Source organism: Pseudomonas abietaniphila (assembly GCF_039697315.1).
Classification (GTDB): Bacteria; Pseudomonadota; Gammaproteobacteria; order Pseudomonadales; family Pseudomonadaceae; genus Aquipseudomonas; species Aquipseudomonas abietaniphila_B.
Genome location: NZ_CP155619.1, coordinates 5,886,708 through 5,908,547 on the forward strand (window position 1 = coordinate 5,886,708; position 21,840 = coordinate 5,908,547).

Here is a 21,840-nt window from a genome sequence, read left to right on the forward strand (position 1 = left end):
GCCACGCTCCTAAGCCCTCCGGGCAGAAGCGGGCAGCGTCATACTTATTTTTGATGTACGAAATAGAGCTCGAACATGACCGACACCCCACATTTCCCGCTCGCCGCCGTGGTCGGCGCCGATGAGTTGAAGCTGGCGCTGTGCCTGACCGCCATCGATCCGAAAATCGGCGGCGTATTGATCGAAGGGCCGCGTGGCATGGCCAAGTCGACGCTGGCGCGCGGTTTGGCGGATCTGTTGGCGAGCGGGCAGTTTGTCACGCTTCCCCTAGGCGCAACCGAAGAGCGTCTGGTCGGCACACTGGACCTCGATGCGGCGCTGGGCGAAGGCCGGGCGAGCTTCTCGCCGGGCGTGCTGGCCAAGGCCGATGGCGGCGTGTTGTATGTCGACGAGGTCAACCTGCTGCCGGATCATCTGGTCGACCTGCTGCTCGACGTCGCGGCCAGTGGGATCAACTTGGTGGAGCGCGACGGCATCTCCCATCGCCACCCGGCGCGTTTTGTCCTGATCGGCACAATGAACCCGGAAGAGGGCGAACTGCGCCCGCAGTTGCTGGACCGGTTCGGGCTGAACGTCGCGTTGAGCGGGCAGACCCTGCCGCAGCAGCGTGGACAGATCATTCGTCGTCGGCTGGATTTCGACGCGGCGCCCGACGCATTCATCGAGCAATGGGCGCACGAACAGCAGGCCCTCAAGGCCCGTTGCGAAACCGCTCGCGGCCTGCTGGCGAGCATTGAACTGGACGATACAAGCCTGGCAACAATCACCGAACGGTGTTTTGCGGCAGGCGTCGATGGCCTGCGTGCGGACCTGGTGTGGCTGCGTGCGGCGCGGGCCCATGCGGCGTGGCGTGGCGCGTCGTCCATCACCGAGGACGATATTGATGCGGTGGCCGAGTTTGCCTTGCGTCATCGGCGGCGCGAACCTCAGGCACCTCAGTCCCCGACCTCCGCTGCGCAGGACAACCCGTCGCAATCGCCGCCAAAACCCCCTGAACAGGGTGAAGGCCACTGGGGTGAAATGCCCGCGCAGCCTGTGGCGACCGGTACGCGTCGCGAAGTGCCGAGCTGGCCAAAAAAGCCCTAGGCATCCGCCCTCGTGATTTGACGGGGGCGGATGCCAGCCCTCGACCCGGCAGACTCAGCGGTGGTAAAAGTGGCGCTGCACGTGCCGGTGTTGACGGCGCCATCGCCTGGCTGCCCACCTTGCTACGAGGACGCCCTAAAACCCGTCACGATCTGGTGCGGCAACCCAGAACCCGTCGCCCGCAAAGCTTATGGCTGGTGATCGTCGATGCGTCGGCGTCTACCCGACGCCATCAGGCGCTGAGTCAGACCAAAGGCTTCCTGGCCCAGTTGTTCGATGACGCCTACCGGCAACGCGCCCGGCTGGCGCTGCTCACCGCCAGCGGCGCGCGCGCACGTTGGCAGCATCAGGGGCTGAAGGCCGGGCCGTCGTTGCAGCCTTGGCTGAATGCCTTGGGTGCGGGCGGTGGCACGCCGCTATTTGACGCGATCGGACAGGCGAGTGACTGGCTGGACAAGCGTCACAAGCGCTACCCGGCCGAGGACCACCGGTTGGTGATCCTGACCGATGGCCGAGTCAAAGACATGCCGGCGCTTATCGCCTTTGATTGCCCGAGCCTGCTGATCGACATCGAGCTAGGCCCGATCCGGCTGGGCAGGGCGATTGAAATGGCGCGTCAGCTGGGGGCTGACTACCGGCACATCGATGAACTCGCTTGACGCCTCAGCCTTGCAGTTTTTCGATCAGACGATCATGCCCCAGGCCGAAGGTGGCCATGACCAGCACGCCGAGCACACCCAGAAGGGCGCCAAAGAACAACGCCGGTGCAAGGCCATAGCCATCGACGATGAGCCCACCGACCAGTGAGCCCGACGCAATCGCGATCTGAAAGGTGGTGACCAGCATCGCCGAGCTCGCTTCCGGTAACTGCGGTGAGGTGAGCTGCATCCAGCTGCTCAGTGCCAACGGGATAGCGCCATAGGCCACGCCCCAGACCAGCACCGACATGATCACGCCCAGACCGCTGCTGACCACGAATGGCAGCGTAACCAGCGAGAGGACCATCAGCGCGACGGCAGCGCCCAACGACAGTTGCAAATGGCGGGTGACGCTGGCCGACACCAGGAAGTTGGCGAGCATGCCGACCAGGCCGAAACCGAGGAGCGTCAGGGTGATGGTCCCGGCGCTGAAGCCCGCCTGTTGAACCAGAAACGGCGCGATGTAGGTATAAGAGGCAAAGTGCGCGCCGATGATCAGCCCCATCAGCAGAATGCTGCGCTGCGTGGTGTGCTTGCTGACGTAACGCAGCAAGGTCCTCACGCTCAGGCTTTCATTGGCGTGCAGTGAAGGCAGCGTCAGCGTTTGCGCCGCCAGCGCAATCAACGCCAGCGCTGCGGTCGCCAGGAACGAAGCGCGCCAGGAAAACAGCGTGCTGATGAACGTGCCAAACGGCACACCAAGTACGGTCGCGAAGGTAATGCCGGCGAAGATGATGGCGGTGGCTTTGGCGGCCTTGTCAGGGGTCACCAGACGTCCGGCCGCAGCGATCGCGATGGCCCAGAAACCGCCCAGCGCGACGCCGAGCAGCCCGCGCCCCAGCAGCATGCTCACCAGGTTCGGCGCCATGGCGCTGATCAGGTTGGAGGCCACCAGCAGCACGGCCAACAGAATCAGCAAGGAGCGACGATTGATCCGGCCCGCGCCGATCATCATGGCGGGCGCGGAGATCGCTGCCACGATGCCGGGGATCGTCACCATCAATCCGGCCGTGCCGTCGGTGACACCAAGTTCCTTGGCGATCTGCGGCAAAACACCGACTGGCAAGTATTCAGTCGTGACGAAAGCGAAAGCGCCAAGCGCCACGGAAAACACAGACATCCACTGACGCGTGCTCGAAGCCTTTACGTCGTGGTTAGGCATGTCAGCTGCAGACAGTTCTGCCGCTGACCCTGATTGAGCGTCATTCATGAAAGAGACCTCGGAAGTTGTTTCAAACGGCCGCACACAGGCGTTGCTGCTGCCGGTGATCGGCAGCAGGGCGCTTGAGTGAGCGTGGAGAAAGACGGCTGATGCGGTCGGTCGCAGCGATTTAATCGACGACGACCACGATGCGACCCAAGTGCTGGCTCTTTTCCAGGTAGTGATGGGCCTGGACCATTTCATCGAACTTGAATGTCTTCTCGATGAGAGGCTTCAAGGCACCGGACTCCAGTCCCCGGGAAATAAACTCCACCGCCTTTTTCTGGCTCTCAGGGTGTGTCGTGATCTCGAACAGGTTGTAACCCCGAATGATCGGTTTTTTCGCGATCACGTCCAGAATGGGCAGCGGCGTCACGTCGGTGCTGAGGGCTCCATAGATGAATACCGTACCGCCCGGCGTCAGCGCAGAGATCAGTTTGGGGAAGTGTGCGCCGCCGACGGGGTCGAAGATGATCGAGGCGCCTTTACCGTCAGTGATGCTCATCACCTCGGCGACCAGGTCCTGTTCTTCGGTGGCGATCACGTACTGCGCGCCGGCATCGAGCAATTGCTGACGCTTTTCCCGGGTGCGGGTCAATGCCACCGAGGTCGCGCCCATCATGTTGACCATCTGGATGGTGCCCACCCCAACGCTGCTGGAGGCTGCGTTGATCAGGACCGTGTCGCTCGGCGTGAGCAGGCCGGTCGCGATCAATGCGCCATAGGGCGTTATATAGGGGTTCCAGATGGACACTGCCTCTTCGAATGACAGCGTCGACAGGTGTTTGACCACTGCGTGCGCCGGGGCGAGGACTTCTTCGCCGTACATGCCGTAGTCGTTGAGGGAGAACGATGGGACAGTGCTGACCGCGTCGCCGGGTTTGACGTGGGTCACGTTGGCGCCTACCGCGCTAACGATCCCGGCACTTTCATACCCCAGGCGGGCAGGCAATTTGACAGGCTCGACGTATTCGCCGTGGCGCCACATGGATTCGGCGCGATTAAGGCCGATGGCCTTTACGCGGATCAGAACTTCGTTGTCAGAAGGGACTTGCGCGCCCACTTCTTGATACTGCAACACTTCAGGTGCGCCGTAGCGCTCGAACGTGATGATTCGCATGAGGATGTGCTCTTGAAGGTGATAAGTGACCCGCTCAAACTCACCGTTCGATGGGGATCTACTTGTTGACCGCCAGAGTAGTGCACATCCTGTTCAGCAAAAATCGCCCAGACCTCCGAACACTCAGGACAAAAGTTCTGCAATGAGTGTTCGGGGTCTTAGCGGGCAATCAGGCCGGCATGGTCCAAGGCTCGAGGCTGTAACCTTCACCGCTGATTTCCGCACGGGCCTGTTCCAGAACCTGCGCCAGTTGCTTGGGATCGGAGTAAGCGCTGCTTGGAATCTGTTTGCGACCGATTCGGGTGCTGGTGCGATCGATAACGGTCAGGCTCAGTTCGCCGTTACCGTCTTGTGGGGCCCAGGCCACGCACTGGAAGGGTTCGAAGGCGTGACCGGCGATCAGCAAGGCATCGTTAAAGCGCAAAGGGGCGTTCATGGAAAATCCTCAAGTGCCCGTATCAATTCATTCCCCGACGGCGGGCTTCCCGTTCGGTTGGATACTTGTACTGATGACCTGCGCCGGGGGGTAAGTCACACCGTATTTCGATTTTTTTCTGTTTATTTCGCTTTGCCGCACTTCTTTTATTGAATCGGCCGCGCTTTTTTACCGCGATTCGGGTGTTTCAGTACTGATCCAATGGCGTGATTACCTCTTTAATGCCTTTTAGGCAGGTTTAAGCACGTTTCGATCTTAGGCTTATAGTTAAACGGTCCAAGCGCGTGTCAAAAATTTGCTAATGTAACCACCAGGGTCGCCAAGACACTGTTTCTAAAAATGTTTTTTCTCCGGAATATTATTTGAATCCTGGCGCCAAGGAATTTCATATGCATGAACTGGCATCGATCCGCCGCCTGTTAATTGTCGAACCGTGTGAAGAGTGTCTGCGTTTGATTCCGGGGCTGCGCATCGCAGGTTGGGAGGTGGACAGCTGCACGCTCGAATCGGCAGCGTCACGCGCGTGTGACGTTGGACTCATCCGTTTGATGCCTCAGCACTTCGAGCAGCCGCAGCTGATCAAGGAGCTGATCACCCGCAGCAACACGGAATGGATTGCCGTGCTGACCGCCGAGGACTTGCGTCGCGAGTTGATCGGCGATTTTGTCTGCGAGTGGTTCTTCGACTTCCATACGCTTCCGTTCGATGTCGCCCGGGTTCAAGTCACCCTTGGCCGTGCCTACGGCATGGCGCGGTTACGCGCGCAGGGTGCCAGTTACGGTAACGGGCCGGAGCATGAATTGCTCGGAGAGAGTCGCCCGATCCGTGAGCTGCGCCGTTTGCTGACCAAGCTGGCACCCACTGAATCGCCGGTGTTGATTCGGGGCGAAACCGGCACAGGCAAGGAGCTGGTAGCGCGCACGCTGCACCAGCAGTCCCAGCGTCGAAACCAGCCATTCGTGTCAATCAATTGCAGTGCGGTGGGTGAGCATCAGTTGCAGGCCGAGTTGTTCGGCTACGAAGAAGACGGTTTCAGTGGCGGCCAGCAACGAAAGACCGGACGCATTGAAGCGGCCAACGGCGGAACTCTGTTCCTCGATGAAATTGGCGACCTGCCGCTTGATGTCCAGGCCAATCTGCTGCGCTTTCTGCAGGATCGACACCTCGAAATAAACGGTGAGCGCGTGGCGGTGGATGTGCGCATCCTTGCCGCGACCCATGTTGACCTGGAAGCGGCGATTCGCAAGAAACGCTTCCGTGAGGACCTGTATTACCGGTTGAACGTGCTGCAGGTCGGTACCGCTCCATTGCGCGAGCGGCATGGTGATCTGGCGTTGCTGGCCAATCATTTCGCGCATTTCTACAGTCAGGAAACCGGTCGGCGGCCCCGAAACTTCAGCCAGGATGCGTTGGTTGCCATGGGCAAACACGACTGGCCGGGGAACGTGCGTGAACTGGAGAATCGCGTGCGTCGTGGGCTGGTGCTGGCCGAGGGCAGGCAGATCGAGGCGTTTGACCTGGGCTTGCTGGGCGAGGAAGAAATCAGTTCGAGCATGGGCACGCTGGATGAGTATAAATGCCGAGCCGAACGCCAGGCCCTGTGTGACGTGCTCACGCGTCACAGCGACAACCTCAGCGTGGCGGCCAAGGTGCTGGGGATTTCGCGTCCAACGTTTTACCGGTTGCTGCACAAACATCAGATTCGATGAGCGAGCTAACGCCCGCAGGTCCAGGGTCAAACACGGGTCTGCGGACTGCACCCCAATAGTTCTTCCACCGCTTCAACCGCTCGTTCCATGCGGTAGCTCCAACTGCCTTCGATCACTTCGTAACGTTGCCCATGTCGGTGGAGCCACTCTCGACTGGCGTTGAAGAATGCCTGACGCTCGCTGAGCAGAGGCTGGCAGCGCTGACCGTCGCTCACCCATTCGACGCCGTCGGGCGAGAGCAGCAGGTGCAGATCGTAGCGCCGGGTCAGCAGTTCCTGTTCAAGCCAAGGCGGGCAGTTTCCGAACAACGTCCGACTCCACAGGATATTGCTCAGCAGATGGGTGTCGAGGATCAGCAGCTCCGGGGCCCGTGATCGTGCTTCGTCTTCCCGTGCCAACTGTCCGCGAGCGATGACCGGAATGTCCGCATAACAGGTGTCACGCTGGTCCTGCTCGATGAACTGGCGCACGTACTCACTGACCAACTCGCCGCCAAAGCGCTGCTGAAGGTGTTCGGCCAGCCAGCTTTTGCCGCTCGACTCAGGCCCTGCCAATACCAGAACGTGCATGCCGGACTTCAGCGTGCGAGCGCGGGATCGGCGCGCCAGTCACGCCATCCCTGCACGGCCAGCAACGTGAATAACGCGTACAGGGCCGCCGTCAGGTAGAGCGCTTTATAAAGGAACAGCCCGACAAAAATGACATCGAGCACGATCCACAGCGGCCAGCATTGCACGCGTTTCTGCGCCATCCACACTTGGGCGACGAGGCTGAAGCCGGTCAGTGCCGCATCCAGCCAAGGCTGCGCGGCGTCGGTGAAGTGCGCCATGGCCGCGCCCAATACCAGACTCACCGCGGCGCCTGCGGCCAGACTTGATGTCAGGGCGCCGCCGCTCAAGGACGTCACGCGGCGGCCGTCGACAACCTCGCCGCGCCGTGTCCACTGCCACCAGCCATACAATTGCAACACGGCGTAGACAACCTGCAGCAGCATGTCCGAATAAAGCTTCACGTCGAAAAAGATCCAGGTGTAGAGCAACACCATGACCAGTCCGATCGGCCAGCACCACGGGTTCTGTTTGACTGTCAGCCAGACGGCAATGACACCGAGTGCAGCGGCGAACAGTTCAAGCCCGGACATGAAGACTCCTATGGAAAGGGGAAACGGAGGAAAAAGGCCGACGATTGTAAGCCGTTTGTGAACCCTTGTGGCGTGCCGAGTCAAAGGGACGTGCTTGTGCATGGCTCATAGGAAAAAACATCACCGAACCGCCCTTGCGTCAAGGGCTGCGCGCCAATATCCATGCTAGAGCGTTCGCCGCGCAGGTCTGATAGGATCGCGGCGCTCGCGTGCTTGAGCCCGCAGTCTTGACTGTTCATGCGGTTTTTACATCGGACCGTTTAACGTGCGCTGAACAGTGCTCAAAACATATCAAGAGAGCTTCGCCACGAGCAGGCTCCATTCTGGGGGAATGATGGATCTTTGGACCGCCGCACAGGCGTTGATACTTGGGGTTGTAGAAGGATTGACGGAGTTCTTGCCGATCTCCAGCACCGGCCACCAGATCATTGTGGCCGACTTGATCGGCTTTGGCGGCGAGAGGGCAATGGCGTTCAACATCATCATTCAGCTGGGGGCGATCCTGGCGGTGATGTGGGAGTTCCGGCGCAAGATTGCCGACGTCGTCACCGGCCTTCCGACGCAGCCGCAGGCGCGTCGTTTCACCCTTAACCTGATCATCGGCGTGCTTCCGGCCGTTGTGCTCGGCGTGATGTTTTCCGACCTCATCCACCAATACCTGTTCAACCCGATCACCGTAGCGGCCGCATTGGTCATCGGCGGTTTCATCATGTTGTGGGCCGAGCGCCGCCAGCACGAAGTTCACGCCGAGTCCGTGGACGAGATGACCTGGGCCGATGCGCTTAAAGTGGGTTTTGCCCAGTGCCTGGCGATGATCCCTGGCACCTCGCGCTCGGGCTCGACCATTATCGGCGGGCTGCTGTTTGGGTTGTCTCGCAAGACAGCCACCGAGTTCTCGTTCTTTCTGGCGATGCCGACGATGATCGCCGCGTCGCTTTATTCGGGTTACAAGTACCGTCATCTGTTCCAGCCCGATGACTTCGCGGTGTTCGCGGTTGGCTTCATTACGTCGTTCATCTTCGCGATGATCGCCGTGCGAGCCTTGCTCAAATTCATTGCGACGCACAGTTATGCGGTGTTCGCCTGGTACCGGATCGCCTTCGGGCTGTTGATTCTGGCGACCTGGGCGTTCGGCTGGGTCGACTGGTCCAATGCGCAGCCGTGACGTGATGAATCCTCGCGTCCAACCGAATGCTGGAAAGCGTGCCGAGAAAACCTCCGTGCGCTGGCTCAAGTTCAAACTGTCGGTACTGGTGTTGCTCTGCGCCTTGCCAGCGTATGGGGTGCTGTCGATCGGGTTGCACGGTGGCAGCTGGTTGGCAGCGGCGATCTACCCGGTGATGAGCGTGATCGCGTTCGCACTGTATGGTCATGACAAAAAGCGGGCACGCACCCAGGGTCAGCGCACGCCCGAGAAGCTCTTGCATGCAGCGGAGTTGCTGGGTGGCTGGCCGGGGGCGCTGGTGGCGCAACAGGTTTTTCGGCACAAGACCCGCAAGGTGTCATACCAGGGCGTGTTCTGGCTGGTGGTTCTGTTGCATGAACTGTTCTGGATCGATCGTGTGCTGTTGGGCGGGAATTTTTTCGCCCGGCATTTTTTCTGATGCTCGCTGCGCCTGAGGCGCTAGAGCTTCAGGGCAACTTGTCGATGTTTGGGCAGTTTGCTCACCACCAACTGGTGCGAGCGGGTCAGGAGGTCACATAACTCGTCCCTGGCCATCGCGTAGGGGTGGGCAAGGGTGATCCAGTAGGCGCGCGCCAGATAGGGCGCCGGTCGGATGCCGGGCCGGTCGACATAACCCAGAAACAGGTCCGGGCCGACTTTGAACGCAAGGTCATTGCCCGCCAGTCCCATGACCGCAAACATCTTGGTTTCTGCGATGGAAAAGACGCGCACGCCGCCCCATTTGTAATCTTCTCGAGCGCCCGGGAGGCTGAGGCAAAAGGCAGCGACGTCTTCGGTGTCCATTGGGTTCTCCTGTTGAGGGAAGCGGGATTCCGGGTCCACGTTTTATCAGAATCGGCGAGCGAATGCCTGCCAGCGAGGAGGTAAGAAGGGGCTTGTTCGAGCGTTTCGATCAAGCCCTGTTTTTTGCCTGAATGCTTTTGCTATATACATGAGTGCCAACTGAAGTCGGTTGTAGGGGGCGCCACACGGCGAGAATTCTGGAGAGAAGCAATGCCTCTTACACGACGCGAGATTCTCCTCGGCGGCGCGGCGATCTGCGTGCCCGGCGCAGCCAGTGCGACGCTGGGGTTGCGCTGGAGCGGTGGACACATAGACCGCTTTTTTCCTCAGGCCAGCGCCGCCGAATCGACTCTGCCTGACACCCTCATCGACTCCATTCTGGAGCGTGGCGGTTGGTCCCCGTCAGCGGATGACAACACTCAAGGGGAGACACTCAAGACCGATTTCGTGAAGTCAGTGATCCTCGATTATCGAGACAAACCCCAGGAACGAAGCGCGCAGTCGGGTCTTGGCTTGCTGGCCCTGACCCTTAGCGTTGCACAATGGGGGATCGATGATCCTGACGGCTTGCCCCAAGATCCGGCGCAGAACGACTGGAAGGCGCAGACCAGCCACAACACGGGCAAGCATTTGATGAGCTACGGGGTCGGGGGCGTGGGTATCGCCCACCTCGATCAGGGTGACCTGCTCGCCTTCATGCGGTACGTGCTGGAAGCGGGCCTTGTTCCGGATGATCACCGGGCCGCTTTCACGCGTCTGACCGTCCCTTCGCTTTATCCCGCCACGCAAGGCGGTGTCTACGGTCAGTTACGCGCGGCAGGCGAATGTGCGCCGCTGGCGATCGATGTGGATCTGGACGGGGCGGTATTCAAGCATTTCAAGAACTCGCACAACGTTGGCTACTGCCAGAAATACAAGAATCCTTCCCTGACCTCCCTTGATTGGCAGACCTTCCGCACCTGGATACGCGCGGCGTTGCGGACCAAGGAGGGACAGCGCTGGGTGTTCCGGTTTTGGCTGGAGAAATACTGGGACAAGAGCCTTGCCCGCGTTCCGCCAGGGGAGGGGGCTACTGAAGAGTTGCTGATCAACGTGCGCATCCGCAACTCACTGCCAGCGTGCGCCGACAAAGCGGTGCTCGCGCCTGCGCTGGACGTGAATGCGCGGGTACAGAGAGAACTGGACGAGTACGCCAAGTGCGCACCCAGTGCCTACGATCGCCGGCGAGCGCTGATGCTCAGGCCAGTCGTGTTGTACAGGCACTTCACCGGTGCGCCGCCGTTGGGCACGACGCAACAGGCAAAATGATCGGGTCGTTTTACACGCCGCCTACCGAGTGGGCGGTGAACTCCGCCGCGACGTGGTCGATCCATGCACGCACCGCCGGCAGCGTGCCACGCCGCTGGGTGTAGGCGGCTTGAAGATTGCCGCTCGGCATCGACCAGTCCGGCAGCAAGCGCACCAGGGTCCCGTCCGAGAGCGCATCATGGCAGTTCATCATGGGCAGCATCGTCATGCCCAGTCCGGCTAAAGCGGCAGCCTTGCGGATCGGGAAGTCGTCGATGGCCAGGCGTGGCTCAAGGATCACTTCCTGGCGTCGGCCGTCCTGGTGCACCAATTGGTAGTGCACCTTGCGATCAGCCTCTATCGCGCCGAGCACCGGTAACTGATACAGGTCGTCCGGTGTGTGGATGTGTTTGTCGGCCATCAATGCGGGAGACGCGACCAGCACCGCCTTAGCCGGGGCCAGGTGACGAACGATCAGGCTCGGGTCTTCGTCGCCGACGTCGCGCACACGCAGCGCAACATCGATGCCTTCATTGACAAGGTCGACCCGACGATTCACCAGCAACAGCTCAAGCTGAACCTGCGGGTAATGGGCCAGAAATTCCGAGACCACGCCGCTCAGGTTCCAGTGCGTCATGCCGACCGGACACGACACGCGCAGGCGACCTCGGGGTTCGGCCGAAAGCGTGGCGACGGCCTCATCCGCCATCTCGGCTTCCAGCAGCATCGCCTGGCAGTGCTGCAGGTAGCGCTCGCCGACGGCGGTGAGCGCCAGTTTGCGCGTGGTCCGCTGCAGAAGGCTGGCATTGAGCCGTGTCTCCAGTTCAGCGATCCGCCGTGACAGCCGTGACTTGGGAATGCCCAGCGCGCGCCCGGCAGCCGCGAAGCCGCCGCACTCCACCACTTTGGCGAAATAGTAAAGATCGTTGAGGTCTTGCATCTTGTTCTCGATTGTCCTGCTGATGGGACAAACTATCGCATTTTTGCCGACTAATCAGCCATTCGCTTCCGGGGTAGGATTATCGCCACTTGATCGCCAAGCGGCGATTCTCACTTGGGAAGCACGTTATGAAACTTTTGCACATCGATTCCAGCATCCTTGGCGATCACTCCGCTTCGCGCCAACTGAGCCGCAGCGTCGTTCAGTCGTTCACCGCCACACAACCGGACACCCAAGTGGTTTACCGCGACCTGGCCAACGATGCGCTGAGCCACTTCTCCGGCGCTACCCTGGCTGCAGCCGGTACGCCAGCCGAAGGCCGTGACGCGGCACAGAAGCTGGAAGTGGAAACCAACGAAGCCACGTTGGAAGAATTCCTGTCGTCCGACGTTGTAGTCATCGGCGCACCAATGTACAACTTCACCATTCCTAGCCAACTGAAGGCATGGATCGACCGTATCACCGTTGCCGGTCGCACGTTCCGTTACACCGAAACCGGTCCGGAAGGTCTGTGCAAAGGCAAGAAAGTCGTGATCGTTTCCACCGCAGGCGGTTTGCATCAAGGTCAGCCGACCAGCGTCGGTCACGAAGACCTGCTCAAAGTGCTGTTCGGTTTCATCGGCGTGACCGACCTGCAGTTCGTGTTCGCCCACGGCCTGGCCTACGGTGACGAGCCGCGCGCCAATGCCATGACCGCTGCACAGAAACACATCGAAGAAACGCTGTTCGCCTGATTGCCGATGTGAGCGCTAATAAGCGGTAAGCGCTCTTCGCAACCCGCAGCACGCGCTCTTCGAACGAGCTAAAAGCCCCATCGCCCAAGGCCCCACGCCGACAGGTGAAGGGGCTTTTTTCGTTTTCGCGCGGGTTAAAGCACCGCGTTCAGCCAGGCGACAGCCTTTGCGATTTCTTTGCGCGTAAGCTTTTGCGTATCGCAGTAAAATTGCCGCAGATTCGGCCACTGCTTTCTTTGATTCGGCCAACGCCCTTTAATTTTCTGAGCTTGGCCCGCCTTGTGCACTATTGATCTAAGAACCTTTCTGAATGTTATCGATACTGATGTGTCAGATGGCTACAGACAGCGTTTTACAAGGACCTCAGGCCACAGGCGTCTGAATTGGAAAGCGCGGATTGATAAGGTGAGGGGCATTGCAATGATGCGTCTTTGTGCAGTGATGGTAATTAGCCTGTTCGGTAGCCTGCTTTCGGTGCAGGCCAGTGAGCTGGAGACCTGGAGCGTAGGCTTTCACGAGCTGACGTTCCTTGATCCGCTGGATTCACGGCCTATGCACGCCTACGCTTTTTATCCCTCGACCGACGAAGAAAAGGTCACCCGCGTCCAGGGTTATCCCATCGAGGCGACCGAAGACGCCAAAATCGCCATGGGGCGCTTTCCGCTGCTGATGCTGTCCCATGGCAACACCGGTACACCGCTGGCGCAGCACGACCTGGCGACATCATTGGCTCGCAAGGGCTTTGTCGTGGTCGCCGTATTCCATCCCGGCGATAACTACCTCGATCACAGTCGCCTCGGTAGCCTGAGCAACCTGTACGGGCGACCGCTGCAAATCTCAGAGGCCATCAGCGCGGCGTTGCTCGATCCGATGCTTTCTCCGTACATCAGTGCTCGACGAGTCGGCGTGATCGGCTATTCGGCGGGTGGGGAAACGGCGTTGATTCTGGCAGGCGCGCAGCCCGATCTGCAGCGTTTGCGTCATTACTGCACGCAACGCCCTCAGGACCGCGATGCCTGCAAGACGCAGGGCGAACTGCTGGCCGATCGTGACGATCTGCACGCGCAAGCCGACCCTCGCGTTGGTGCGCTGATGCTGATGGCGCCGCTGGGCTTGATGTTTGGCCGCCATACCCTGGCGGACGTTCATGTGCCGGTGCTGCTGTACAGCGGCGACGGGGATGAACTGCTGGCCATCGACAAGAACGCTGAGGCGCTGGCACGCAAGCTGCCTGAGGTGTCGGATTTCAAACTGCTGGCCGGTGCCGGGCACTTTGTTTTCATGGCGCCATGCGATGACGAACAACGTGCCACGCAGCCGGTGTTGTGCACTGATGCCATTGGCGTCGACCGTGAAGACATTCACCGTAACCTGAGCAGCGAGGCGGTGCGGTTTTTTGGGACCGCGTTAGGCACGCCGATCAGTACGGCTGGCATGCAGACGGCGGTGCATCGTCAGTAAGTCCCGCTGATGTAGAGTGTGCATTTCCACTGTCTGGAGTGATGCTGAGAGTTTGGTTTGTCCTAACGTACAAACTGTTCCGCCTTCGGCGGGTTACTTGAAAAGACACCAAGTCACCAAGTGTCCTGGCTCCTGGTTAGGCCCGACTTCGTCGGGTACCCGCACTCCGACGACGCTCCGTGGGCCCGCGCCGAACGGACATCCCTATCCTGACGGCGCTCTCGCGGCATCCATGCCGCTCGACCCACTCCGCGCCGTCTGCGTTTGGCCTGCACCCAAGTCGCGTTTTGTGGTGTTTGGCCTGCTGCGGTATGAAGATCAAAAGCCACGGCGCGCTTTGCGCCAATTGCTCGCAGGCCGAGTGCTGATCGCTACAGGCCCGAACGGAAAACCTCTTGAGACTGATCGATCAATGCCCCGACCGAATCACTTTCCCGCGCCGTTCGGCGATTTGACGGGCTTGGCCGTCGCGCTGTTTGCCGGTACGGGCTTCGCTGATCAGCGCAGGAATCAGGGGGCCTTCGGGGAGGTTCTTCCAGAATCGCGTCGGGAGGTGGCCTTGCATGACTTTGGGGTTCAGCCGTGCAGGGTTAAAGATGTGGCTGTAATAGGTCAGCCACAATTCGCCGTGAGGGTCGTCGGCGTTGCGCGCCAGTGACTGCCATGCGGCGGGGCACTGGCGCTTGTGGATCAAGCGCTCGCCGTCATAGAACACGCCATCCTTGGGCGTCGCAATCATCCAGCGGTGTTTGCCCATTCGCCCGACGAAGTGCTGGCTGGCGCTGTGCAGAATATCGTGGGCAGGCTCATGCCAGGCCACGTACTCGGGCAGCTTTTGTGTCTCCAGCAGCGCAGCCTTGACCTCCAGGTCTTTGCCAACGTTGCAGGGCGGCAAGGCGATAAAGCGCAGGAAGGCATGCAGGTGATGGGCCTCGCGACTGACTTGTTTGAGCCGACGGTGCACTTCGCTGCCCAGTTTGTCGCCCGCCAGCATGGCCGTCCGGTCGCCATGACTCACTCGCCACAACACTTCATACAGCAGACTCCAGCGCTGATCACCGCAATACTGCGCGGCGTTTTGCAGCAACTCCAGCAGCTCGAGCGGGACTCTTGCCTGGAACGGTCCGTTGTGTGGCGGGTAGTGGTCGTCGCTGGCGAACAGGTCGGCGTCTTCCTTCACGCTCCAGCTCACTTGATCCGGGTCGATCTGATGACTCAACAGCCAGCGGGCTTGCTGGCGCCAGGTGTCGAACAGGTCGTCGCAATCAAGAATGATCATGCCCACAGCGCCATTTGCTGAGGTTGCGGGCGGTTACGCAATTGCTCACGCAACGCGATGCTGGACGTGTCTGCCTGGCGCGGGTGGTAATCGCTGGTGATGATGAACGGCCTGGCTTTCGCCAACACGCAGCGCAAGCGCGTCAGGTCCTCGTACCGGATGCGACGCTGACGCCGCAGTTCGACCAGTCGCTTGGTCGTGCGAATACCGATGCCAGGGATTCGGGCGATCATGGCGGGCTCGGCGCGGTTCAGGTCGAGGGGAAAGACATCCCGGTGTTCGAGCGCCCAAGCCAGTTTCGGGTCGATGTCCAGCGCCAGATGCCCGGGGCCGTCCAGCAGTTCCTTGGCGTTGTAGCCATAACTGCGCAGCAGGAAGTCGGCCTGGTACAGCCGGTGCTCGCGTAACAGCGGCGGTGCAGCCAGCGGCACGCTCTTCGGGCTGTTGGGAATCGGGCTGAACGCCGAGTAATACACCCGCTTGAGACGGAAGTCGCCATAAAGGGATTCGGCGGTGTGCAGCAGCGTGCTGTCGTCCGTTTCATCGGCGCCGACGATCATCTGGGTGCTTTGCCCAGCGGGGGTGAAACGCGGCGCTTTCGGCTCGTTCAGCACGGTCTGCTGCCCGGTGTAGATGGTCTGCATCGCCTGCTTGATCGAGCCCATTTCCTTTTCCGGCGCCAGGGTTTGCAGACCGAGTTGGGTCGGCAGTTCAATGTTGACGCTCAGGCGATCGGCATAACGCCCGGCTTCTTCGATGAGTGCAGGGTCGGCTTCGGGAATGGTCTTGAGGTGAATGTAGCCGCGGAATTCGTGTTCCTCGCGCAGCAGCTTCGCCACCCTCACCAGTTGCTCCATGGTGTAGTCCGCCGAGCGGATGATGCCGGAGCTCAGGAACAGGCCGCTGACGCAGTTGCGACGATAGAAGTCCAGGGTCAGCGTCACGACTTCTTCCGGGGTGAATCGTGCACGGGGGACGTCGCTGGAGCGGCGATTGATGCAGTATTGGCAGTCGTACAGGCAGAAGTTGGTGAGCAGGATCTTCAGCAGCGAGACGCAGCGACCGTCGGGGGTATAGCTGTGGCAAATGCCCATGCCGTTGGTAGAGCCGATGCCGGACTTGCCCTCGGAACTGCGCTTGGGTGCGGCACTGCTGGCGCAGGAAGCGTCGTACTTGGCCGCATCAGCGAGGATGCTCAGCTTGTCGATCAGCTGCATGGGAATTCTCGATACTGTTTTTATGTACAGTATCGAGATGTTGCGTAATGGACAAGGCCTGAATGAATGGATAAGCGTCGCGGGTTACACCCGTGCAAGGGATAACCCATCCTGTCTCGCGCTTAGCTGATGCGCTGGACCAGATCCTTGAGTTCGCCGAAATTCTTCACCCGGTGAAAGTTGGTGTGGTTCAGGAATTCAGAGAAATCAGTGTCATGGCCATAACCGGCCACCTGCGCACCGGCACCTAGACCTGCCTGAACACCCGGCACGCTGTCTTCGACCAGCAGGCACTCTTCGGGCTTCAGGCCGAGCAAGTCGGCGGCGTGTTCGATGAGGATCGGAGAGGGCTTCCAGGCGTCCACTTCGTAGGCGCTGACAATCAATCCGTGGAAGACGTCCAGCAGGCCCACGGTGCTCAGGCAGGTTTCGATTTTGCTGCGCGGCCCGTTGGACGCCACGCATTTGGGCAGTGACAGCCCTCGGACAAATTCCACGGCGCCCGGCATTTCTTCAAGGCGTTCCTGCAGCAAGGGCAGGGTGCGCGCTCTGAAAGTGTTGACGATTTCGATGTTCGGCAGCCACGGGTAATCGCGGCACAACCCTTCCATGCACAGTGCGAACTGCACACCGCGAAAGCGCTCCAGTACGTGTTCGAGGCTCAACGAAACCTGATGTTCTTCCAGTATGTCGCGCAGAAGCCCGGCAGCGAGGCGTTCGCTGTCCACCAGGGTTCCGTCGCAGTCAAAAATGACGCCGGCAATGTTCAAACAGGATTCTCCCGAGTTGCGTGATCGTGTTTGGGGCGGTTCGACCGGCATTATCCAGAAAAGTTGAGAAAGGGATGTGAAGACTGACCTACGGTCGGGGTAAGCGCGCCGAACGAGGAGGTCGTCCGGCACGCCGATGACGCGCAGATTAAAGCTGAACGGGGGTGACGAGTGAACCGTCGGCGAAGTACGCGCTGACGTTGGCGAACACCAGATCGGCCATCGCCTGCCGGGTTTCGTAGGTGCCGCTGCCGATGTGCGGCGTCAGCACCACGCTGTCCAGCGACATCAGTTCGGCAGGCACATTCGGCTCGTCTTCAAACACGTCGAGGCCCGCGCCGGCAATCTCCGATTCCAGCAACGACGCCACCAGGGCTTTTTCGTCGACCACCGAACCGCGTGCCACGTTGATCAGGTATGACTTCGGCCCCAGGGCCTTGAGCACGTCACGGTTGATCAGATGCTGGGTGTCGGGACCGCCCGGCACGATGACGATCAGGTAGTCCGACGCCCGGGCCAGTTCCTGCAAGTCTGCATAGTGGGTGTAAGACACATCAGCGTACGGTTGGCCGCGTCGGAAGTACGCAATGTTCATCTCGAACGCTGCTGCCCGTTTGGCGATGGTCTTGCCGATCTTGCCCAGGCCGACGATGCCGCAGGTTTTGCCGCACAGGTCGTTGCCCAACGGAAATTTACCCGTGGGCCACTGGCCCGCGCGCACGAAACGTTCGGCCTGGCTGATGCGCCGCGAAACGCACAGCATCAGGGCCATGGCCGTTTCGGCAACGGCGTTATTCAGCACGTCGGGCGTATTGCTCAGCTGGATGCCACGGCGGGCCAGGTAGGCCGTGTCGACGGCGTCGTAGCCGACACCGAAGCTGTTGACGACTTGCAGGTTCGGCAAACGGTCCAGCAGGGCGTTGTCGGTGCCGTATACGCCGCTGGTGATCACGCCGCGGACCTTGTCGCCGTGCTCGGCGGCCCAGGCGTCGAGGTCCTTTATTTCCCAGCGATTGTGGACGGTGAAATCGCGGTCCAGGTTCTGCGTCAACGCCGCATGCATCGGCCCCCAGACCAGTACGTCGGCTTTCTTGTCGCTCATGTTTCCTCCTTGCGGCGCGGCGTCGATCAGTCGAGGCCACGCCTTTCTGTACACAGCTTTCACTGACGAAATCGCTTCAGCCGTTCTTGTTTAACACAGGTTGTGCTTCTGAACGCCCGGTTTTGAGCAGTTCGGCGATGGCCATGGTGACCATGGGTGCGAACAGCGCGAAGTACGAGCTGTCGATGCCGTACGGGTTGCCCGCCAAGAACCAGCCGATGGTCGAAAACACTGACAGAATCACGCCGGCCAGTGCGCCACGGCCGGTGCCGAATTTCGGCGCGTAGAAACACATCAGCACGATCACCGCGAGGGTGGCGCGCAGGGCTTTACCCAGAAAAGCGATCAACAGGATCTTGTCGGCGTACAGCGCCAGAATCAGCGGCAGGAAACCGATGACGATGATGGCCAGACGAATGAAGATCACCGACTTGCGGTCATTATTTTCCTTGTTGAAGAAGGGGTCGTAGAAGTCCTTCATCGCCAGCGTGGCAGAGGCCAGGGTGTTGGCCGAAATGCCGCCGAACAGCGCACCGGCCAGACCGATGACCACCAGGCTCGCCGAAAAAGTCGGCATGTGGGCGATGAGCACGGGAAATGCGTCGATGGACTTGATGCCCGGGTAAAGGTAGGCGCTGCACATCCCGATGCCCGCCGCCATCAGGCCGAAGGGGATCATCAGCGATGAGACATAAAAGCACGCGCGTTTGGCGGTTTTCTCGTCCTTGGTGCTGACCAGCGCTTGGATCACATATTGGGTCGCGAAGATCGAACCGATACCGCCGATCATCCAGGCAAAGATCTGGCCCCAGCCCACGCCCGTGAAGTCGAACATGGTCGCAGGCAGTCTGGCTTGCATGGCGCCGATGCCGCCCGTGGCGTTCAGGGCGAACGCCAGCGCGAGCACAATGCCGATGTACTTGATGACCGCGTGCACGAAGTTGGTGTAGACCACCGACCGCATGCCACCGACGCTGACGTAGAACACCGTGATGACCCCGACCAGCAGAATCGCCAGGGTCTTGTCGATGTTCAATACCGCCGCCAGCACGGCGCCGCCACTGGCGTACAGCGCCACCGACACGATGCTCAGGGCGCAGATGGTCAGCACGGACGCTGCGTAGCGTGTGCCTTGGCCGTAGTTCTGCGCGAGGATGCCGGAGATGGTGTTGAGGCCGGTGTCACGGTATTTCTTGGCCAGCACCAATGCCAACAGCAAGAAGCCCAGTGACAAGGCAACCAGGTTCCAGGCAGCGGAGATGCCGGCCTCGAAGCCTTTCTGTGCGGTGCCAATGCTCACCGAGCTGCCGATGAACTCCGACAGCAACAGCGCGCCGATCAGGAAGGGGGGGAAACTGCGTCCACCGCCGGTGAATCCGTCACTGCTCTTGGCGTGTTTACGCACGCTGTAGCCGATGTAGGACATGACAACGAAGTAGCCTGCGGTCAGGCAAAGGATGATTGTTATTCTTGGGTCCATGTTCTCTCCGTCCCCAGGTGACAGGGCGCGTGGTCGGGTGAGTCGAGCGGGTGTGGAATGTGTCCAAGCGCCTGTTGTTGTCAGACGACGTGGCGAGTTTCGGGCGCAGGTCTGGCGCAGGCCTTGCTGTGCCGGAGCATGCTATTGCGAATGTCGGGCGGGGCTGGAAGGGGAGAAGTCGGACGAAGAAGCCGAGCAAACGGCGGGTGCAGGGCGGAAGCGTGTGTGTATTTTCATTGTTATTAGAGGCTCGTGATCAACGTTGGAAGGCAACTCAATACGAAGCGACCGTTATACGTCATCGTACAACGTAGGGCAATCGTACGCCTGTGAGTGCGCTAATCAAGAGCCATTGATCTGTGCGCGCAAAGACGCAAGACGTCAGCGGACGCGTTATTGAAAATCTTTCTGGGGTCTAGGCCTGATCCGCGGGGATTCGCGTGCTCACGAGTGCGGTGAGTCAGCGCTTCTCTCCTGACTGGAATCACCGCCGTCGTAAGCACGCTGCCTCTGTGTGACTTATTGTCCGTTCAAGAGTGATTCAGTCGACATCACCTCGGCGTACGCAAACCCAAGCGCCGACATGAACGCCGCATGCACCTGAGCGGCCGGCACGGTGGTGCCATTGAACTCAAGGTCACGGCTGGCACAGGCATCGTGGATGACCCTGACCTTGTAGCCCATGTCTGCCGCTGCACGGGTGGTGGCGTCGATGCACATGTGGCTCATGGAACCGATCACCACCAATTCCTCGACACCTTCCTTGTCCAGCAGCGCTTTCAGACCGGTTTCCCGGAAGGAATTGGGGAAGTGCTTGAGGATTACCGACTCCTCCCCTTGGTTGATCACCCTGGGGTGCAGCTTCGCGCCTTCGGAATTCGGGGTGAAAAACGGCGCATCTTCGCGGGTGAACTCGTGACGGATGTGAACCACCAGGCCGTTGCTGTCCCGTGTTGCCTGAATGATCTTCGCCGCGTTGTCGGCGGCGGCATCGGCACCGACCAGAGGCCATTTGCCGCCAGGGAAGTAGTCGTTCTGGATATCGACTACGATGAGCGCTGATTTGGACATGTCTGCTTCCTCGGTTGGGATGGAATGGATGTGGGACCAGTATCGACCCTGCGCCGCGATGCGAGGATTGGCGACACCGACATTTGACGAGGGAAAACTGACAATGAACGTTGAAAGGGCAGTCGCCGACATCGGCCTGCTGATTTATCCCGGCTCACAGACGGCGGCGATTCATGGACTGACCGACTTGTTCGAAGTTGCCAACCGCATGGCCGATGAGCATGCCTCTGCACAACTGCCCCATTTGCGCGTCAGCCATTGGCAGGTCGATACGCAGTGTGAGCCTCAGCGAGTGTTCAGCAGTTCGTGGAGCGGGCAGAGCGGTCCGCTGGCTGCGGTGCTGATTCCGCCCTCGCTGATGGGTTTGCCCGACACTGAGGCAATGGAAGGGCTGTCGCGTTGGGTCAAGGCGCAGCACGCCGCAGGCGCCACCATCGGCACCGTCTGCCTCGGTGCTTTCGTGCTGGCGCAGACCGGGTTGCTCGATGGGCGTGCGGCCACCACGCACTGGACGCAGGCCAAGCCGTTGAGCGAACGTTTTCCCAGGATCAACGTGCATGCCGACAAACCGATCATCGACGATGGCGACATTATTACCACGGCGGGGCTGATGGCCTGGTCGGAACTGGGATTGCGTGTGGTTGACCGTTTTCTGGGGCCCAGCATCGCCACGGCGACCGCTCGTTTTCTGGTGATCGAACACAGCGACAGCGCACAACAGTGCGGCAGCAACTTCGCGCCGATTCTCGGTCATGGCGACGCCGCCATCCTGAGCGTTCAGCACTGGCTGCAAAGCACCGGGGCGCTAGAGGTTTCACTCGCAGAGATGGCACAGCGCGCCGGGCTGGAAGAGCGCACCTTTCTGCGGCGGTTTCGTGCCGCCACCGGCTTGAAGCCGACTGAGTACTGTCAGCACGTGCGGGTGGGCAAAGCCCGCGAAATGCTCGAATTCACCAACGGGACGGTGGATCACATCGCCTGGACCGTGGGTTACCAGGACCCGGCGGCCTTCCGCTCGACGTTCAAGAAAATCACCGGGCTTGCGCCCAGCGAATACCGGAACAAATTTGGTGTCGGTACGCCGGTGGTGACGGCGCGTGGCTGACACATGAGTCACTCGATTCCCGACGTTGTCCAAC

At 60.3% G+C, this 21,840-nt stretch carries 22 protein-coding genes; 9 read left to right on the forward strand and 13 right to left on the reverse strand.

Annotation, left to right across the window (positions count from 1 at the left end):
• Positions 1-75 precede the first annotated feature (75 nt).
• Entirely contained in the window at positions 76-1,086 is a 1,011-nt protein-coding gene (locus tag ABDX87_RS25940; protein ID WP_346830453.1) for an ATP-binding protein, read from the forward strand.
• A gap of 101 nt (positions 1,087-1,187) precedes the next feature.
• Positions 1,188-1,745, forward strand: a complete 558-nt coding sequence (locus tag ABDX87_RS25945; RefSeq protein WP_346833616.1) for a vWA domain-containing protein — start codon at positions 1,188-1,190, stop codon at positions 1,743-1,745.
• Positions 1,746-1,749: 4 nt separating this feature from the next.
• Here ABDX87_RS25945 and ABDX87_RS25950 read toward each other — a convergent pair whose 3' ends face one another.
• From ABDX87_RS25950 to ABDX87_RS25960, 3 genes are all read right to left on the reverse strand, one after another.
• The gene (locus ABDX87_RS25950; protein WP_346830454.1) at positions 1,750-2,994 is read right to left on the reverse strand and encodes an MFS transporter; all 1,245 of its coding nucleotides are present in this window, start codon (positions 2,992-2,994) and stop codon (positions 1,750-1,752) included.
• A gap of 121 nt (positions 2,995-3,115) precedes the next feature.
• Positions 3,116-4,105, reverse strand: coding sequence for a zinc-dependent alcohol dehydrogenase family protein (locus tag ABDX87_RS25955; RefSeq protein WP_346830455.1), 990 nt, complete (start codon positions 4,103-4,105; stop codon positions 3,116-3,118).
• A 169-nt stretch (positions 4,106-4,274) separates the two neighbouring features.
• Complete coding sequence (locus ABDX87_RS25960) at positions 4,275-4,541, reverse strand: hypothetical protein (RefSeq protein ID WP_346830456.1); 267 nt, start codon at positions 4,539-4,541, stop codon at positions 4,275-4,277.
• A 389-nt stretch (positions 4,542-4,930) separates the two neighbouring features.
• Between ABDX87_RS25960 and ABDX87_RS25965 the strand changes: the two genes are divergently transcribed.
• Positions 4,931-6,250, forward strand: a complete 1,320-nt coding sequence (locus tag ABDX87_RS25965; protein WP_346830457.1) for a sigma-54 dependent transcriptional regulator — start codon at positions 4,931-4,933, stop codon at positions 6,248-6,250.
• Between the two features lie 26 nt (positions 6,251-6,276).
• Here ABDX87_RS25965 and ABDX87_RS25970 read toward each other — a convergent pair whose 3' ends face one another.
• Positions 6,277-6,819 (reverse strand): AAA family ATPase, encoded by a 543-nt coding sequence (locus ABDX87_RS25970; RefSeq protein WP_346830458.1) that lies wholly within the window; start codon positions 6,817-6,819, stop codon positions 6,277-6,279.
• Between the two features lie 8 nt (positions 6,820-6,827).
• A complete protein-coding gene (gene pnuC, locus ABDX87_RS25975) occupies positions 6,828-7,391 on the reverse strand; it encodes a nicotinamide riboside transporter PnuC (RefSeq protein ID WP_346830459.1) in 564 nt (187 codons plus the stop codon).
• A 334-nt stretch (positions 7,392-7,725) separates the two neighbouring features.
• Between pnuC and ABDX87_RS25980 the strand changes: the two genes are divergently transcribed.
• Together ABDX87_RS25980 and ABDX87_RS25985 are read left to right on the forward strand one after the other, a co-directional pair.
• On the forward strand, positions 7,726-8,556 hold the full coding sequence (locus tag ABDX87_RS25980; protein ID WP_346833617.1) for an undecaprenyl-diphosphate phosphatase: 831 nt from the start codon (positions 7,726-7,728) through the stop codon (positions 8,554-8,556).
• Between the two features lie 4 nt (positions 8,557-8,560).
• Complete coding sequence (locus ABDX87_RS25985) at positions 8,561-8,995, forward strand: DUF1294 domain-containing protein (RefSeq protein ID WP_346830460.1); 435 nt, start codon at positions 8,561-8,563, stop codon at positions 8,993-8,995.
• A gap of 20 nt (positions 8,996-9,015) precedes the next feature.
• On the opposite strand, the gene ABDX87_RS25990 is transcribed toward ABDX87_RS25985, so the two are convergent.
• Positions 9,016-9,360, reverse strand: a complete 345-nt coding sequence (locus ABDX87_RS25990) for an MmcQ/YjbR family DNA-binding protein (protein ID WP_346830461.1) — start codon at positions 9,358-9,360, stop codon at positions 9,016-9,018.
• A 210-nt stretch (positions 9,361-9,570) separates the two neighbouring features.
• Here ABDX87_RS25990 and ABDX87_RS25995 point away from each other — a divergent pair, with 210 nt between their 5' ends.
• Positions 9,571-10,668: a hypothetical protein gene (locus tag ABDX87_RS25995; RefSeq protein WP_346830462.1), complete on the forward strand. Its 1,098-nt coding sequence runs from the start codon at positions 9,571-9,573 to the stop codon at positions 10,666-10,668.
• A gap of 10 nt (positions 10,669-10,678) precedes the next feature.
• Here ABDX87_RS25995 and ABDX87_RS26000 read toward each other — a convergent pair whose 3' ends face one another.
• Positions 10,679-11,587, reverse strand: coding sequence for a LysR substrate-binding domain-containing protein (locus ABDX87_RS26000; protein WP_346830463.1), 909 nt, complete (start codon positions 11,585-11,587; stop codon positions 10,679-10,681).
• A gap of 128 nt (positions 11,588-11,715) precedes the next feature.
• Between ABDX87_RS26000 and ABDX87_RS26005 the strand changes: the two genes are divergently transcribed.
• Both ABDX87_RS26005 and ABDX87_RS26010 read left to right on the forward strand, forming a co-directional pair.
• Positions 11,716-12,321, forward strand: coding sequence for an FMN-dependent NADH-azoreductase (locus tag ABDX87_RS26005; protein WP_346830464.1), 606 nt, complete (start codon positions 11,716-11,718; stop codon positions 12,319-12,321).
• A 420-nt stretch (positions 12,322-12,741) separates the two neighbouring features.
• Positions 12,742-13,782 carry an alpha/beta hydrolase family protein gene (locus tag ABDX87_RS26010; protein WP_346830465.1) on the forward strand — a complete coding sequence of 347 codons (1,041 nt, stop codon included), beginning with the start codon at positions 12,742-12,744 and terminating at the stop codon, positions 13,780-13,782.
• Positions 13,783-14,191: 409 nt separating this feature from the next.
• On the opposite strand, the gene ABDX87_RS26015 is transcribed toward ABDX87_RS26010, so the two are convergent.
• From ABDX87_RS26015 to ABDX87_RS26040, 6 genes are all read right to left on the reverse strand, one after another.
• On the reverse strand, positions 14,192-15,061 hold the full coding sequence (locus ABDX87_RS26015) for a TIGR03915 family putative DNA repair protein (RefSeq protein WP_346830466.1): 870 nt from the start codon (positions 15,059-15,061) through the stop codon (positions 14,192-14,194).
• Positions 15,058-16,278: a putative DNA modification/repair radical SAM protein gene (locus ABDX87_RS26020; RefSeq protein ID WP_346830467.1), complete on the reverse strand. Its 1,221-nt coding sequence runs from the start codon at positions 16,276-16,278 to the stop codon at positions 15,058-15,060. Before ABDX87_RS26020 ends, ABDX87_RS26015 begins: the two co-directional genes overlap by 4 nt.
• A gap of 122 nt (positions 16,279-16,400) precedes the next feature.
• Entirely contained in the window at positions 16,401-17,048 is a 648-nt protein-coding gene (locus ABDX87_RS26025; protein WP_346830468.1) for an HAD family hydrolase, read from the reverse strand.
• A 148-nt stretch (positions 17,049-17,196) separates the two neighbouring features.
• Positions 17,197-18,150 carry a 2-hydroxyacid dehydrogenase gene (locus ABDX87_RS26030; protein ID WP_346830469.1) on the reverse strand — a complete coding sequence of 318 codons (954 nt, stop codon included), beginning with the start codon at positions 18,148-18,150 and terminating at the stop codon, positions 17,197-17,199.
• A 76-nt stretch (positions 18,151-18,226) separates the two neighbouring features.
• On the reverse strand, positions 18,227-19,630 hold the full coding sequence (locus ABDX87_RS26035; protein ID WP_346830470.1) for a sodium:solute symporter family protein: 1,404 nt from the start codon (positions 19,628-19,630) through the stop codon (positions 18,227-18,229).
• Positions 19,631-20,149: 519 nt separating this feature from the next.
• Entirely contained in the window at positions 20,150-20,701 is a 552-nt protein-coding gene (locus tag ABDX87_RS26040; protein WP_346830471.1) for a cysteine hydrolase family protein, read from the reverse strand.
• A 103-nt stretch (positions 20,702-20,804) separates the two neighbouring features.
• Between ABDX87_RS26040 and ABDX87_RS26045 the strand changes: the two genes are divergently transcribed.
• A complete protein-coding gene (locus ABDX87_RS26045; RefSeq protein WP_346830472.1) occupies positions 20,805-21,806 on the forward strand; it encodes a GlxA family transcriptional regulator in 1,002 nt (333 codons plus the stop codon).
• The last annotated feature ends 34 nt before the right edge of the window (positions 21,807-21,840 follow it).

Coding starts and splice junctions, on each gene's coding strand:
- ABDX87_RS26045 (WP_346830472.1), top strand. CDS start 20,805: ATGAACGTTGAAAGGGCAGTCGCCGACATCGGCCTGCTGATTTATCCC.
- ABDX87_RS25980 (WP_346833617.1), top strand. CDS start 7,726: ATGGATCTTTGGACCGCCGCACAGGCGTTGATACTTGGGGTTGTAGAA.
- ABDX87_RS25960 (WP_346830456.1), bottom strand. CDS start 4,541: ATGAACGCCCCTTTGCGCTTTAACGATGCCTTGCTGATCGCCGGTCAC.
- ABDX87_RS25970 (WP_346830458.1), bottom strand. CDS start 6,819: ATGCACGTTCTGGTATTGGCAGGGCCTGAGTCGAGCGGCAAAAGCTGG.
- ABDX87_RS25940 (WP_346830453.1), top strand. CDS start 76: ATGACCGACACCCCACATTTCCCGCTCGCCGCCGTGGTCGGCGCCGAT.
- ABDX87_RS26005 (WP_346830464.1), top strand. CDS start 11,716: ATGAAACTTTTGCACATCGATTCCAGCATCCTTGGCGATCACTCCGCT.
- pnuC (WP_346830459.1), bottom strand. CDS start 7,391: ATGTCCGGGCTTGAACTGTTCGCCGCTGCACTCGGTGTCATTGCCGTC.
- ABDX87_RS26015 (WP_346830466.1), bottom strand. CDS start 15,061: ATGATCATTCTTGATTGCGACGACCTGTTCGACACCTGGCGCCAGCAA.
- ABDX87_RS26020 (WP_346830467.1), bottom strand. CDS start 16,278: ATGCAGCTGATCGACAAGCTGAGCATCCTCGCTGATGCGGCCAAGTAC.
- ABDX87_RS26040 (WP_346830471.1), bottom strand. CDS start 20,701: ATGTCCAAATCAGCGCTCATCGTAGTCGATATCCAGAACGACTACTTC.
- ABDX87_RS25985 (WP_346830460.1), top strand. CDS start 8,561: ATGAATCCTCGCGTCCAACCGAATGCTGGAAAGCGTGCCGAGAAAACC.
- ABDX87_RS26035 (WP_346830470.1), bottom strand. CDS start 19,630: ATGGACCCAAGAATAACAATCATCCTTTGCCTGACCGCAGGCTACTTC.
- ABDX87_RS26000 (WP_346830463.1), bottom strand. CDS start 11,587: ATGCAAGACCTCAACGATCTTTACTATTTCGCCAAAGTGGTGGAGTGC.
- ABDX87_RS25965 (WP_346830457.1), top strand. CDS start 4,931: ATGCATGAACTGGCATCGATCCGCCGCCTGTTAATTGTCGAACCGTGT.
- ABDX87_RS25955 (WP_346830455.1), bottom strand. CDS start 4,105: ATGCGAATCATCACGTTCGAGCGCTACGGCGCACCTGAAGTGTTGCAG.
- ABDX87_RS26030 (WP_346830469.1), bottom strand. CDS start 18,150: ATGAGCGACAAGAAAGCCGACGTACTGGTCTGGGGGCCGATGCATGCG.
- ABDX87_RS26010 (WP_346830465.1), top strand. CDS start 12,742: ATGATGCGTCTTTGTGCAGTGATGGTAATTAGCCTGTTCGGTAGCCTG.
- ABDX87_RS25950 (WP_346830454.1), bottom strand. CDS start 2,994: ATGAATGACGCTCAATCAGGGTCAGCGGCAGAACTGTCTGCAGCTGAC.
- ABDX87_RS25990 (WP_346830461.1), bottom strand. CDS start 9,360: ATGGACACCGAAGACGTCGCTGCCTTTTGCCTCAGCCTCCCGGGCGCT.
- ABDX87_RS25995 (WP_346830462.1), top strand. CDS start 9,571: ATGCCTCTTACACGACGCGAGATTCTCCTCGGCGGCGCGGCGATCTGC.